General features: G+C 64.7%; 12 protein-coding genes. 2 read left to right on the forward strand and 10 right to left on the reverse strand.

Going from position 1 to position 13,167, the window contains the following annotated elements; translation table 11 throughout:
- Positions 1-205 precede the first annotated feature (205 nt).
- Positions 206-1,702: a CoA-acylating methylmalonate-semialdehyde dehydrogenase gene (locus AC0L3D_RS12735; RefSeq protein WP_023800044.1), complete on the reverse strand. Its 1,497-nt coding sequence runs from the start codon at positions 1,700-1,702 to the stop codon at positions 206-208.
- Positions 1,703-1,932: 230 nt separating this feature from the next.
- Here AC0L3D_RS12735 and AC0L3D_RS12740 point away from each other — a divergent pair, with 230 nt between their 5' ends.
- Positions 1,933-2,814: a LysR family transcriptional regulator gene (locus AC0L3D_RS12740; protein ID WP_287224954.1), complete on the forward strand. Its 882-nt coding sequence runs from the start codon at positions 1,933-1,935 to the stop codon at positions 2,812-2,814.
- Between the two features lie 99 nt (positions 2,815-2,913).
- On the opposite strand, the gene AC0L3D_RS12745 is transcribed toward AC0L3D_RS12740, so the two are convergent.
- From AC0L3D_RS12745 to rsfS, 8 genes are all read right to left on the reverse strand, one after another.
- Complete coding sequence (locus AC0L3D_RS12745) at positions 2,914-4,170, reverse strand: D-amino acid dehydrogenase (protein ID WP_473644544.1); 1,257 nt, start codon at positions 4,168-4,170, stop codon at positions 2,914-2,916.
- A gap of 153 nt (positions 4,171-4,323) precedes the next feature.
- On the reverse strand, positions 4,324-5,472 hold the full coding sequence (alr, locus tag AC0L3D_RS12750; protein WP_473644546.1) for an alanine racemase: 1,149 nt from the start codon (positions 5,470-5,472) through the stop codon (positions 4,324-4,326).
- A 90-nt stretch (positions 5,473-5,562) separates the two neighbouring features.
- Positions 5,563-6,084: an RNA pyrophosphohydrolase gene (locus tag AC0L3D_RS12755; RefSeq protein ID WP_128171132.1), complete on the reverse strand. Its 522-nt coding sequence runs from the start codon at positions 6,082-6,084 to the stop codon at positions 5,563-5,565.
- Between the two features lie 2 nt (positions 6,085-6,086).
- Positions 6,087-7,298, reverse strand: coding sequence for a divergent polysaccharide deacetylase family protein (locus AC0L3D_RS12760; protein ID WP_473644548.1), 1,212 nt, complete (start codon positions 7,296-7,298; stop codon positions 6,087-6,089).
- 130 nt (positions 7,299-7,428) lie between these two features.
- Positions 7,429-8,754, reverse strand: coding sequence for a S41 family peptidase (locus AC0L3D_RS12765; protein ID WP_023800050.1), 1,326 nt, complete (start codon positions 8,752-8,754; stop codon positions 7,429-7,431).
- 1 nt (position 8,755) lies between these two features.
- On the reverse strand, positions 8,756-10,162 hold the full coding sequence (locus AC0L3D_RS12770) for a murein hydrolase activator EnvC family protein (protein WP_473644550.1): 1,407 nt from the start codon (positions 10,160-10,162) through the stop codon (positions 8,756-8,758).
- Between the two features lie 147 nt (positions 10,163-10,309).
- Entirely contained in the window at positions 10,310-10,792 is a 483-nt protein-coding gene (rlmH, locus tag AC0L3D_RS12775; protein WP_473644552.1) for a 23S rRNA (pseudouridine(1915)-N(3))-methyltransferase RlmH, read from the reverse strand.
- A gap of 81 nt (positions 10,793-10,873) precedes the next feature.
- Positions 10,874-11,251: a ribosome silencing factor gene (gene rsfS / locus AC0L3D_RS12780; protein ID WP_023800052.1), complete on the reverse strand. Its 378-nt coding sequence runs from the start codon at positions 11,249-11,251 to the stop codon at positions 10,874-10,876.
- A gap of 240 nt (positions 11,252-11,491) precedes the next feature.
- Here rsfS and AC0L3D_RS12785 point away from each other — a divergent pair, with 240 nt between their 5' ends.
- Positions 11,492-12,346, forward strand: coding sequence for a mechanosensitive ion channel family protein (locus AC0L3D_RS12785; protein WP_473644554.1), 855 nt, complete (start codon positions 11,492-11,494; stop codon positions 12,344-12,346).
- A 17-nt stretch (positions 12,347-12,363) separates the two neighbouring features.
- Here AC0L3D_RS12785 and AC0L3D_RS12790 read toward each other — a convergent pair.
- A partial coding sequence (locus tag AC0L3D_RS12790) for an MFS transporter (protein WP_473644556.1) occupies positions 12,364-13,167 on the reverse strand: 804 nt, incomplete at its 5' end.

Raw genomic sequence — 13,167 nt, forward strand, 5'->3', positions numbered from 1 at the left:
TAGCGTTCAGGCATACACGCGGCCGCGACCGGTCAGCAAAAAGGCCCGGTTTCTGGCCGGGCCCTTTTCGTCTTCAATCATAAAATCTGGAGCTGTTTGTCGACTGGCTAATTCATCGTCGGGATGACGAACTTGGCCCCGTCCTTCACGCCTGCCCGTGCGCCCGCAGCCGAAGGCGAGGACGCGCAGACAAGCAACCGTCCGGCTAATTCATCGTCGGGATGACGAATTCGGCGCCGTCCTTCACACCTGACGGCCAGCGCGAGGTCACCGTCTTGGTCTTGGTGTAGAACCGGAATGCGTCCGGTCCGTGCTGGTTGAGGTCGCCGAAGGAAGACGCTTTCCAGCCGCCGAACGTATAGTAGGCGATCGGCACCGGGATCGGCACGTTGATACCGACCATGCCGACCTGGACCCTCGAGGCGAAATCGCGGGCGGCATCGCCGTCGCGGGTGAAGATGGCGACGCCGTTGCCCATTTCGTGATCGTTGGCGAGCTTGATCGCGTTCTCGTAGGTCGGCGCACGCACTACCGAGAGCACCGGCCCAAAAATCTCTTCCTTGTAGATGCGCATATCGGCGGTCACGTTGTCGAACAGGCAGCCGCCCATATAGTAGCCGTTCTCATAGCCCTGCATGGAAAAGCCGCGCCCGTCGACGACCAGCTTGGCGCCTTCCCTGACGCCGGTATCGACATAGCCCTTGACCCGCTCCAGCGCCTGCGCCGTCACCAGCGGGCCGAAATCGGCGGACGAATCCGTCGATGGGCCGACCTTCAGGCTTTCGACGCGCGGCACCAGCTTTTCCATCAGCCGATTGGCGGTATCGTTGCCGACCGGGACAGCCACCGAGATCGCCATGCAGCGCTCGCCGGCCGAGCCGTAGCCGGCGCCGATCAGCGCGTCGACGGTCTGGTCCATGTCGGCGTCGGGCATGATGATCATGTGGTTCTTGGCGCCGCCGAAGCACTGCACGCGCTTGCCGGCCGCGCAGCCGCGCGAATAGATGTACTGGGCGATCGGCGTCGAGCCGACAAAGCCGATGGCCTTGATATCGGGATCGTCGAGGATGGCGTCGACCGCCTCCTTGTCGCCGTTGACGACATTGAGAATGCCCGCTGGCAGGCCGGCCTCGATGAACAGTTCGGCGATGCGCATCGGCACGCCCGGGTCGCGCTCCGAAGGCTTCAGGATGAAGGCGTTGCCGCAAGCGATAGCCGGCGCGATCTTCCACAACGGGATCATCGCCGGAAAATTGAACGGCGTGATGCCGGCAACGACGCCGAGCGGCTGGCGCATCGAATAGACGTCGATGCCGGGGCCGGCGCCGTCGGTGAACTCGCCCTTCATCATGTGCGGCGCGCCGATGCAGACCTCGACCACTTCCAGGCCGCGCTGGATGTCGCCCTTGGCGTCAGCGATGGTCTTGCCGTGCTCGCGCGCCAGAATGTCGGCCAGCGCATCATATTCCCGGGCGACCAGTTCGAGGAATTTCATCAGGACGCGCACGCGCCGCTGCGGATTGGTCGCCGCCCAGCCAGGCTGCGCCGCCTTGGCGTTCTCCACGGCTGCGCGCAGCTCCGCCTGCGAAGCCAGCGCCACGGTGCCGCGCACCGTGCCGTCCATCGGCTGCATGACGTCCTGCTTGCGGCCGCTGGTCCCGGCGACACGCTTGCCGCCGATGAAATGACCGTAGTCGATCATGGTTTTCTCTCCCTGTATTTGTGATGCGGCATTGTCCGCCTTTGCGCCGCCGATGGCAACGTGAGCGGAAACGCAACCGTTGTGCAGAAAATAGAGTGCGAGCGACGCCTGTGCATCAATTGCCGCAAGTGATAGGGACGCAGGTCCCTTAGCGGCAAGGATAGAGAAATTGAGTTCCTTCGCGCCCCCCACGGAACGCAACGTCGACGATTGTCATCCGGACCCTCCTCATGAACTGGGATGACGTCCGCATCTTTCTTGCGGTGGCGCGTGCCGGCCAGATACTTGGCGCGGCCAAGCGGCTGGAGCTGAACCACGCCACTGTCTCGCGCCGCGTAGCCGCGCTCGAGGATGCGCTGCGCACAAAACTCTTTCGCCGGCTGACCACCGGCAGCGAGTTGACGCCGGCGGGCGAGCGTTTCCTCGACATCGCCGAGCGCATGGAAGGCGACATGATCGCCGCGCGCGCGACCGTGGCGGGCGAAGGCGACGACGTCTCCGGCACCGTGCGCATCGGCGCCCCTGATGGTTTCGGCGTTGCCTTCCTGGCCAAACGACTCGGCGCACTGACGGCGCTTCACCGCGAACTCACCATCCAGTTGGTGCCGGTGCCGCGTTCCTTCTCGTTGTCCAGGCGCGAGGCCGACATCGCCATCACCGTGGAGCGACCGACCGAAGGCAGGCTGGTGGCGGGAAAGCTGGTCGATTACACGCTCGGCCTGTTCGCGTCCCGCGCCTATGCCGACGCGCATGGCTTGCCGCAGACGCCGGCCGAGCTTGGCCGGCACACGCTGATCGGCTATGTGCCGGACCTCATCGTCAGCCCCTCGCTCGACTATGCGGCCGAGTTCAGTGCCGACTGGCGCACGAGCTTCGCCATCTCCTCGGCGCTCGGCCAAGCCGAAGCGGTGCGCTCCGGCGCCGGCATCGGCATCCTGCACACTTTTGTCGCCCACTCGATGCCGGAACTGGTGGCCGTCGACATCGTCGCGCCCATTCGCCGCGCCTACTGGCTGGTCTATCACGAATCGGTCAGGCCGCTGCGCCGCGTCCAGATCGTCGCGAGCTTCATCACCAGGGCGGTGGAACGGGAGCGAAGCCTGTTCGTCTGACGATATTTTCTCTGACGCGGCGAGGTGTGTTGGACCCTGATCCCGAGTCACGCGGCAAGTTTCTCACCCCGCTCAAATGCGTGAAGGATCCTTCCGATCCTACCGGTGGTATCGCTCCGGTCCAAGATCGCGGACATCGATGTCCGGCACCCGGCTGGAAATGATGTCGGCCAGGACCTTGGCCGAGCCGCAGGCCATGGTCCAGCCGAGCGTGCCGTGGCCGGTGTTGAGATAGAGGTTGGAAAACTCGGTGCGGCCGATCAGCGGCGGCCCGTCCGGCGTCATCGGCCGCAACCCGCACCAGAAAGTCGCCGACCGCATGTCGCCGCTGCCTGGAAAAAGGTCGCCGAGCGAATGTTCGAGCGTGCGCCGCCGCGATTCATGCAGCGTCAGGTCAAAGCCGGAAATCTCCGCGGTGCCACCGACGCGGATGCGATCGCCGAGCCTGGTGATCGCCACCTTGTAAGTCTCGTCCATCACCGTCGAGACCGGTGCTGCGGCAGCATCCTTGATCGGCACGGTGATCGAATAACCCTTGACCGGATAGACCGGGATAGGTCGTTTCAGATAGCGCATGAACTTTGCCGAATAGCTGCCCATCGCCATCACATAGGCGTCGGCGGCCTTCCATCCCTTGCTCGTATTGATGTTGGCGATCTGGTTGCGCTTGCGCACGATGCGCCTGATCGACGTGTCGTATTCAAAGGTGACGCCGCGCGCTGCGCAGAGCTCTGCCAGACGGTCAGTGAACATCTTGCAGTCACCGGTCTCGTCGCCCGGCAGCCGCAGACCGCCGACGAGCTTTTCACGGATCCCTGCCAAGCCCGGCTCGGCCGCGATGCAGCCGTCGGGATCGAGGATCTCGTAGGGAACGCCATATGTCTTCAGCACCTCGACATCGCCGGGTGTGCCATCGAGCTGCTGTTGCGTGCGAAAAAGCTGCAGCGTTCCCTTGCTGCGCTCGTCATAGGCGATGCCGGTCGCCTCGCGCAGCGCTTTCAGCGTGTCGCGGCTGTATTCGGCCAAAGGCACCATGCGCGACTTGTTCACCGCATAGCGCTCGGCGGTGCAGTTGCGCAGCATCCTGACCAGCCAAATCCACATATGTGGATCGAGTGTCGGCCGCACCACCAGAGGACCATGCTTCATCAGCAGCCATTTGATCGCCTTCAGCGGGACGCCGGGACCGGCCCAGGGCGAGGCGTAGCCTGGCGAGATCTCGCCGGCATTGGCAAAGCTGGTTTCCAGCGCCGGGCCCTTCTGGCGGTCGATCACCGTCACTTCATGGCCGGCCTCGGCCAGGTAATAAGCAGTGGTGACCCCGACGACGCCGCCGCCCAGCACGAAGATCTTCATCGCATAGCTCTCCAGAACGATGTCTTGTCAGCGGGCGCATCGTGGCTTTCTGTCTGCCGGATTTTACCGCGTCGGCCAAGTGCCCAAGCATGTCGCCCAAAAGTAGGCAGGAGGTTTTGGGACGACGACACATGCCTAAAAAAAGCCCGCGCGCTATCCATTCACATAGCGCCGGTGAAAGCGGTGTCCGAGGCTGGTCAGGATTTCATAGCCGATGGTGCCGGCATGGCCGGCCGCCTGGTCGACCGTCTGCGACGGGCCGATCAGTTCGACGAGGTCGCCCGCCTTCAGCCTGCCGGGCGGCAGGGCCGAAATGTCGAGGACGATCGAATCCATCGACACACGGCCCAGGAACGGCAAGCGCACATTTTCGAACCAGGCGGCCGAGGCCGCACGTCGATGCCAGCCGTCGGCATAGCCAAGCGAGATCGTTGCGGCGATCAGCGAATCGGTGACGTGAAAAATATGGCCATAGCCGACGCCGGCTCCCCTCTCGAGGCTGCGCGTCTGGATGATTTTTGCTTGAAGCCGCAGCACCGGCAGCACCGGATTTTCCTGCGCAGGCGTCGGATTGATGCCGTAGAGCGCCGCACCGGGTCGGGCGAGGTCGTAGTGAAAGGACTGCCCAAGAAAGATACCGGAGGAATTGGCGAGCGAGGCCGGCGCATTTGGCAGCATCCTGCGCAGCCTCTCGAATTCCAGCCGCTGCTGCTCGTTGGCCGGATGTTCGGGCTCGTCGGCGCGAGCGAGATGGCTCATCACGATGGTGACGTCAATACCATCGAAAGCCTGCGGGTCGGCAGCGACGGCCTCCACCTCGGCTGCCGCCATGCCGAGCCGCGACATGCCGCTGTCGACCTGGATTGCAGCCTTGAGCTTGTGGCCGGCCCGCTGCGCCGCCGCGCGCCAGGCGGCGAGCTGGCCGGCGCTGTTGATGACCACGCCCAGCTCCGCTGCGACGGCTTCGCTTTCGGCGCCCGGCTGAACGCCGTTCAGCACATGGATCGCCGCCCGTGCGCCGAGCGCCTGGCGCAGCAAGGCACCCTCGGCCAGATGCGCGACAAAAAAAACGGCGCAGCCTTCGGCCGCCAGCGCCGCGGCCACCTGCGGCCCGCCGAGCCCGTAGCCGTCGGCCTTGACGACACCGGCGCAGCCGACACCGCCCAACCGCGCCTTGAGCCGCCGGTAATTTTCGCGGATGGCGCTGAGATCGACGGTCAATATGGCGCCGGCCGCCACTTCGCTGATCGGCGCGGCTTTGACGGCCCTTTCAGAAAGAGATTTTTTGGAAGTGCCGTTCATGCCAATCCCGTCTGCAGCGGATCGGCCATCAATAAGGCCACCGCGCCGACGCGGCAACCGTGGTCGGCGCGAGCGCGGCTTGCGCCAGGCCTACGCAACCAGATGCCGGAATGCCGCAACCACGTCCTCATAGACCTGACGCTTGAACGGAACGATCAGGTCGGGCAATTCCTCCATTGGCCGCCAGGCCCATCTGTCGAACTCGGCGGTGTGGCCGCCCGGCGGGGGATTGATCTCAATCTCGCTCAAATCGCCGTGAAAGCGGAAGGCGAACCATTTTTGCGTCTGGCCACGATACTTTCCCTTGAAGGCGACGCCGACCAGATGGGCCGGCAGGTCGTAAAATATCCAGTTCGGCGCCTCATCCAGCAACGAGACGCTGCGCATGCCGGTTTCTTCGTAGAGTTCCCGCTGTGCCGCCTGCAGCGGCTCTTCGCCCTTGTCGATGCCGCCCTGCGGCATCTGCCAGAGCTGCGTCGTGCCGGCGAATTCGCTGTCCGGCTCGGCAATGCGATGCCCGACCCAGACCAGCCCGTCTCCGTTGAGGACCATCGCTCCGACGCAGCGACGATAGGGCAGCGTCTCGGGGTCGACCGGTTTTTTCTTCGCCATGCTCAACCTTTTTCCGGATCCACCGCCACTGCCGAAATCGGCACGATCTCGATGCCGCGCTTCTTGGCCTCGATCACCCAGGACGACACGGTGTCGACCGTCAGGTCGAAGGCCGAGCCGATGCCGACGGCAAAGCCTTTCGCCCGCGCGGTTGCTTCCAGTTCGTCCAGCTTCTTCAATATGGCGCCGCGGTCACGCACGGCGTCGATCGACGTGTCGCCGGCGGCGAACGGCACACCGTTCTTCAACGCCAGTTCGGGCGCCAGGCTGCGTGCCGACGAACCGTCGTCGACATAGGCCAGGCCGCGCCTGCCAAGCTCGGCCATCAGTGGCCCCATCGCCGCCGCATCGGCCGAAAAACGAGCGCCCATATAGTTCATGACGCCGGTGTAATTGGTCGTCCGCGACAGCGCCCAGCGCAAATTCTCCAAATTCTCGTCGGGTGTCGCCACGACCGTCAGCGTGTTGCGGCCGGGATTGACATTCGGATAATCGAACGGTTCGAGCGGCACCTGCATGACGATCTCATGGCCGCTCTGCCGCGCCGCCTGCATCCAGCGGCCGATGCTGTTGCCCTGCGGCGCGAAGCCCAGCGTCACTTCGGCCGGCAGCTTGGCGATGGCAGCCTGCGTGCCGGTCTGTGACACGGCAAGCCCGCCGATGACGATCGCCACGCGCGCACCGCGCGCGCCGGACCATGGTCGCGCATAGACATCGAACGGCCGCCTGCCGTCGGCAGCACGAACCGGCAATGGACCGGTTTCGCCAGACTCGACCAGTGCCCTGTCGGGAATATGCGCGATCCTCAGGTTCTGGCCGGTCGTCGAAGGGTCGTGGATGACGATGGCCCCGGGCGGACCGTCGCCCGCTTCGGTCTGCATGTGGATGATCTGCGGCCCGCCCGTCTTGGATCCGCTTGCCTTGGACCCGCCCGTCTTGGGTATGCTCGCCTTGGACGCTGCTTCGGCCTTCGGCGCCGGTTCAGTGACCGGCGCTGCGGGTTCGACCACGGCTGTCGCCTTCGGCGTCGAAACGGCGACTTCTTCCGGCTTTCGAAACGGCCTTTCACGCAGCGCAATCGCCCCGGAGACGCCGATCACGGCCAGCACCACGACAGTGGCCGCGACCACGCCAGCGCTGATCCTGCGGGCCGCGCGCGGCGGCCGGACGGCCTGCCCGAGTGGGCGTTCGATGTCACTACCGATGTCAGCCAAGCCGCATCCCCAGCCGCGGTCCCCGAATCAAACTGCCGAGGCCTTGCAGCCCCGGCAGCATTACATCGCTTCGATCAGGCAGCCAGACCTGTTGTCCGGCTGATCGACTTTTACTGGTTCAGCACGGCACCTACTGGTTCAGCACAGCCTTGTCCGGATTCGGCGGGAACGCCGGATCGGTCTTCTCGCCGCGCAGCAACTGCTGGGCGAAGATGAGCTGCAGATCGTCCTTCGGCTCCGGCGGCACGTAGGCTGCCGAGCCTGAACCGGCATCGCCCTCCTCGCTGCCCTTGATGTGGCCCTTCAGGTCCGACTCGCCGCGCGTCAGGTCCCTGCCCTGCAGGTCCGGCGGCAACGGCTGGTCGACCTTGATGTCGGGCGTGATGCCCTTGCCCTGGATCGACTTGCCGGACGGCGTGTAATAGAGCGCCGTTGTCAGGCGCAGCGCGCCGTTCTCGCCGAGCGGGACGATGGTCTGCACCGAACCCTTGCCGAACGACTGCGTGCCGACGACCGTGGCGCGGCGCAAATCCTGCAGCGCGCCGGCGACGATTTCGGACGCACTGGCCGAGCCGCCATTGACGAGCACGACCAGCGGCTTGCCGTCGATATCATCGCCCGGCCGCGCGTCGAAGCGGGTGACGTCCTTCGGATCGCGGCCGCGCGTCGAGACGATCTCGCCACGGTTGAGGAAGGCGTCGGACACGCTCACCGCCTGATCGAGCAGCCCGCCCGGATTGAGGCGCAGATCGAGCACGTAGCCCTTGAGCTTTTCCTTCGGCACCTGCTTCTCGATGGTTTCGATGGCGCTCTCGAGATCATCATGGGTCTTTTCGGTGAAGGAGGTGATCTTGATGTAGCCGATGTCGTTCTCGACCCGGAACTTGACCGCCTTGACCTTGATGATGTCGCGCACCACCGTCAGTTCAATCGGCTTGTCGGCGCCCTGACGCAGGATGGTGAGCTTGATCGGCGTGTTGACCAGCCCGCGCATCTTCTCGACCGCATCGTTGAGGCTCAGGCCGCGAACCTCTTCGCCGTCGATCTTGGCAATATAGTCGCCGGCAAGCACGCCCGCCTTGGCAGCCGGCGTATCGTCGATCGGCGTGATCACCTTGACCAGGTCGTTCTCCATGGTGACCTCGATGCCGAGGCCGCCGAACTCGCCCTTGGTCTGCACGCGCATGTCCTGCGCCTCTTCGGCGTTCATATAGGAGGAGTGCGGGTCGAGCGAGGTAAGCATGCCGTTGATGGCGTTTTCGACGAGCGACTTGTCGTCGGGCGGCGTCACATATTGCGCCCGCACCCGCTCGAAAATATCACCGAAGATCGCCAGTTGCTTATAGGTCTCGGAGCCCGCAGCGTTCGCCGTCGAGCCGGGCGCGCCATAGACCAGGCTCATCGCGGATGCGCCCATCAGCGCACCGGCAAACAGAAGCGACAGTTTCCGCATCATCTCACGTCCTTCCAGACAAACGGTCCGCCCACCATGGGGTCGGATCGACGGGTTTTCCATCCTTGCGGAACTCAACATAGAGTTCCGGCGTGGCATTTCCATTCTTCGATGCCGAGGTGCTCGCCACCCGGGCCTCTCCCATCGCGCCGACCGGCTCTCCTGCGAGCACCGACTGGCCAGACGCGACGCTGATTCTGCTCATCCCCGCGAGAACGACATGATAGCCGTCACCTGCGTTCAGGATCAAGAGTTGACCATAAGAGCGAAAAGGTCCCGCATAAAGTACATTTCCGTCCGCCGGCGCGGTGACGATGGCTCCCGATTGTGTCGCAACCATGTCACCGAGCATCACTGCGCCGTTACCGTCGCTGGCCCCGAACCGCCGCTTGATCTTGCCGGTGACCGGCAACGCGATCTGCCCCTGAAGCGCCGAAAACGGCGCAGCGGCGGTGAGCCGGTTGGCTTCCGGCACCGGCAGGGCCGCCAGTTCCGTCTGTTCCGGGGCCTTGTGTGCCGGAGCCGTCTGCGCCGGAGCCCCCAGTGCCGGGGCCTTGTCGGCACCCGCTGCCTTCTGCTCCCCGGCTTTCTGTGCGGCGGCCTTCTGCTCGCCTGCCTTCGCCGCGTCCGCAGCCTTGCGGGCCTTGTCGGCCTCAAGCGAGGCGATCAGTTCCTTCAGGCTGCCGGCCTTGGCCGCCAGTGCTGCGGATCGCTGCTTTTCCGCCGCCAGGGCCGTTTGCGTCTCGGCCTCGAGCTTCTGCTTGGCTTCGAGCAGCATGCCGAGCCGCTTCTTTTCCGCCGTCTGCTCGGCGACTGCCGCCGTCAGCCGCGCCCGCTCCGCCTCGATCGAGGCCGTCACCCGTGACTGCTCCTTGAGCTCCGCCAGCAATATCTCGGTCTGCTGGCGCAGTTCCGGCACTACGGCGCCGAGCAGAATGGCGCTGCGCACCGACGACAGCGCGTCCTCCGGCTTGACCAGGATGGCCGGCGGCGGATTGAGCCCCATGCGCTGCAGCGCGGCCAGCACCTCGGCCAGAACGTCGCGTCTGGCAGCCAGTGAGGCACGGATTTTCTGCTCGTCGCCCTTCAGCCCTTCCAGCTTGGCACCGATGTCCTCGATGTCCTGGCCGAGCTTCTGCTCGGTCATCGCCGACTGGATCAGCGCCGCGGTGATCGAGGCATGGTCCTTCTTGACCGTCGCCATGTCGGCGGCGAGCTTGGCCAGCCGCTCCGACGACAGTGTGATCTCCTGCGATATCCGTTCGTATTCGGCGCGGCTCTGGTCGGGATCAGGCGCCATGTCGAGCCTGCTCTGCGCCCGCGCGGCACCGAGCGACAGCACAAGCACCGCCGCTGCCAAGCCGCAGCCTGCGCGCCAAAAGCCCGTTCGCGATTTCCAACCTTCAGCCATTGAAGCCCGACTCTATGCGTGGCTTCGTTAACGAACAATCAACCATGTTCGAGAGCCCGCCGACCGCAAAACAGCCTCGTGACGCATTGAGGCGAAAATCCGGGCGGCTGACGCCAATCCACCGGTTTCGGTTGAACCTGCAACGGCTCACGAGCGATGATAGGGATGGCCGGACAGGATTGTGGCCGCCCGGTAAAGCTGCTCGCCCAACATGACACGGACCAGTTGGTGCGGCCATGTCAGCGCGCCGAACGACACCGTCAGGTCGGCCTGATCGCGCAGCGACTGGTCATGACCGTCGGCGCCGCCGATGGCGATGACCAGCGCCTTGCGGCCGCTATCACGCAGCAGGCCGATGCGCCCGGCGAAATCCTCGGAGGAAAAACTCTTGCCGCGTTCGTCGAGCAGCATCAGCGCGGTGCCAGGCTGCAACTGCGCCTGCAGTTTCTGGCCCTCTTCGCGGCGACGCTCGTTGGCGGTCTGGGCGCGGCCCTCCGGGATCTCGACGACCCCTGAGAATTCGAGCCCCACGGCCGGCCCGCTCCTGGCGAAGCGCTCGAAATACCGGTCGGCGAGCAGCTTCTCGGGGCCGGCTTTCATCCGGCCCACGGCATGAACGGTGATTTTCATCCCTGCCTCGAAGAGCCGCTAATGCATGTCACCAAAAGTGGTCACTGGTTTTGGTAAACGACATACATCAACCAATACGGCTCAGTGGAGGGTCTCTTCCTCGAGGTCCGGCGCCTGCCACATCTTTTCGAGATTGTAGAAGTCGCGGACTTCGGGGCGGAAGACATGGACGATGATGTCGCCCGAATCGATCAGGACCCAGTCGGCGCCGGCCAGTCCCTCGACGCGCGCGGTGCCGAGCCCGGCATCCTTGAGCGCCTTGAGGAGATGATCGGCGACAGCCGAGACATGACGGTGCGATCGGCCGGACGCGATGACCATATAGTCACCGAGGCTCGATTTTCCCTGAATGTCGATTGAGACGATGTTTTCGGCCTTGGAGTCTTCCAGACTGGCAAGGACTGTCTTGATGGCGCGGGACACGGCGTCGTTTACGCTGATCCCGGCCGGCGAAGGCACGATGTCGGCCTTCTTCCAAAGTGCTGTTCTCAGTGTATTTCCTTTCGCAGCAAGAACAACCAAATCACCCTTCAAAGCAGGTGACACCCCTTAGATAGGCAGAGTTGCGTTGCAGTTTCAAGACGGCAGCCCTGCCGTAGCCAACGAAGAACCGTTCCTCCAGTTCCGCAGTTGAAGAAAAATCGGAACTCTTGCCGCCCGGCGAGGGTTATCGGCGCATTGACCAATCGGATCCCCCTCATGCCTGTCGACCCTCAGAACGCTCTCCTTACCGTGCAGTCCGGCCTTGCGCAGCTCAGCGCGCTGATCGTCTCGTACTCGTTCTCGGCCATCGGCGCCGTCATCCTGCTGGTCCTCGGCTATATCGTCGCTGGCCTTGCCAAGCGCTCGATCTACGCCGGCCTCGGCCATATCCATGGCTTCGACACGACGCTGCGCCACTTCTTCTCTAGGATCGTCCGCTACGCCATACTGATCCTCGTCGTCGTCATGGTGCTCGGCCAGTTCGGCGTCCAGACGACCTCGATCATTGCCGCCATTGGCGCCATCGGCCTGGCCATCGGCCTGGCGCTGCAGGGCACGCTGCAGAACATTGCCGCCGGCATCATGCTGCTGGCGCTGCGACCATTCCGTATCGGCGAATATGTCGAGGTCGGGGTCATTTCCGGGACCATCGAGGAAATCGGGCTGTTCGCCACCACACTGAGAACGGTCGAAGGCGTTTACGTGCTCGCTCCCAATTCGACGCTGTGGAACCAGCCCGTCCGCAATTTTACACGCAACGGCGTCCGCCGCGCCGATATCACCCTGACCATCGGCTCGTGGAACGATATCGATCTCGCTCAAAAGACCATGCTGGGCGTCGCCGCCGCCGAGCGACGCGTCAGGCGGGAGCCGGCGCCGATTGCCTTTGTGGCGACCGTCGGCGACAGCAACGTCGCCATAACCTTGCGCTACTGGACCTCGGCTGCGGATTTCTTCGCGACCCAGATCGATCTCACCAAACGCGCCAAGCAGGCCTTCGACAGCGAAGGCATTTCTATACCCGCGCCACCGCCGGAAGCACCGCAGCAGGAAACCGTCACCAGACAGTGAGACGATTCCCGGTATAGCTACTTATCCGCCCGGCGCTGCTCTTCGGACGGAAAGGCAAGATCGACCGGCAGCGGTGCCTGCGCCGTCATCGGCGCGAAATTGCCGGTCTCGGCGGCGGGAACAGGCGACATCGCCACGACGCGCCACAGCACGAACAGGCAAAAAACGGTGGCAATGACGATGGCCACATGGATGAAGGCCTGGGTTCCGTAGACGGCGGAAAGCCCGGTCACGATGCCGGGCACGATGAAGCCGGACAGCGACCACGCGAACAGCAGTGAACTGGACAGCGCCACCATGTCGTCCTTGCCGGCGCGGTCGGCGGCATGTGCGCTGGCCAGCGAATAGATCGATTCCGACGCGCCGGCCCAGACCACATAGATGACGACCAGCGCCGCCAGCGCACCACCATCGAAGCCCAGCGCGAACAGTCCCGCCACCATGGCAAGCGCCGAAGCGGCGACCAGCACAAAGCGGCGGTCGGTGCGGTCGGAAATCCAGCCGAGCGGGATCTGCAGGATCAACGTGCCGATCGGCATCGCCGACAGCAGCAGTGCCACATCGGCCTGGCTGTAGCCCTTGGCCGTGGCATGGATCGGCGCAAAGCCTGAAATCGTCATCGACAGGCCGCCGACGGCAAGCATGCCGGCGACGCCGACCGGCGAAATCCGCCAGGCCCGGCCAAGCGCCACCGACGCCCCCGGCGGGGGGGGGGGGGGGGGCCGCCCCGGGGGCCCCCCCCGGCGGGGGGCCCGGCCGGGGGCGGGCCGGCCGCCCCCCCGCGCGGGGGCCCGCCCGATGTGGGGCCGGGCCCGGGGGGG

It is taken from the genome of Mesorhizobium sp. WSM4837 (assembly GCF_055811435.1).

Coding starts and splice junctions, on each gene's coding strand:
- AC0L3D_RS12740 (WP_287224954.1), top strand. CDS start 1,933: ATGAACTGGGATGACGTCCGCATCTTTCTTGCGGTGGCGCGTGCCGGC.
- AC0L3D_RS12735 (WP_023800044.1), bottom strand. CDS start 1,702: ATGATCGACTACGGTCATTTCATCGGCGGCAAGCGTGTCGCCGGGACC.
- alr (WP_473644546.1), bottom strand. CDS start 5,472: ATGAACGGCACTTCCAAAAAATCTCTTTCTGAAAGGGCCGTCAAAGCC.
- rlmH (WP_473644552.1), bottom strand. CDS start 10,792: ATGAAAATCACCGTTCATGCCGTGGGCCGGATGAAAGCCGGCCCCGAG.
- AC0L3D_RS12765 (WP_023800050.1), bottom strand. CDS start 8,754: ATGATGCGGAAACTGTCGCTTCTGTTTGCCGGTGCGCTGATGGGCGCA.
- AC0L3D_RS12785 (WP_473644554.1), top strand. CDS start 11,492: ATGCCTGTCGACCCTCAGAACGCTCTCCTTACCGTGCAGTCCGGCCTT.
- AC0L3D_RS12745 (WP_473644544.1), bottom strand. CDS start 4,170: ATGAAGATCTTCGTGCTGGGCGGCGGCGTCGTCGGGGTCACCACTGCT.
- AC0L3D_RS12755 (WP_128171132.1), bottom strand. CDS start 6,084: ATGGCGAAGAAAAAACCGGTCGACCCCGAGACGCTGCCCTATCGTCGC.
- AC0L3D_RS12770 (WP_473644550.1), bottom strand. CDS start 10,162: ATGGCTGAAGGTTGGAAATCGCGAACGGGCTTTTGGCGCGCAGGCTGC.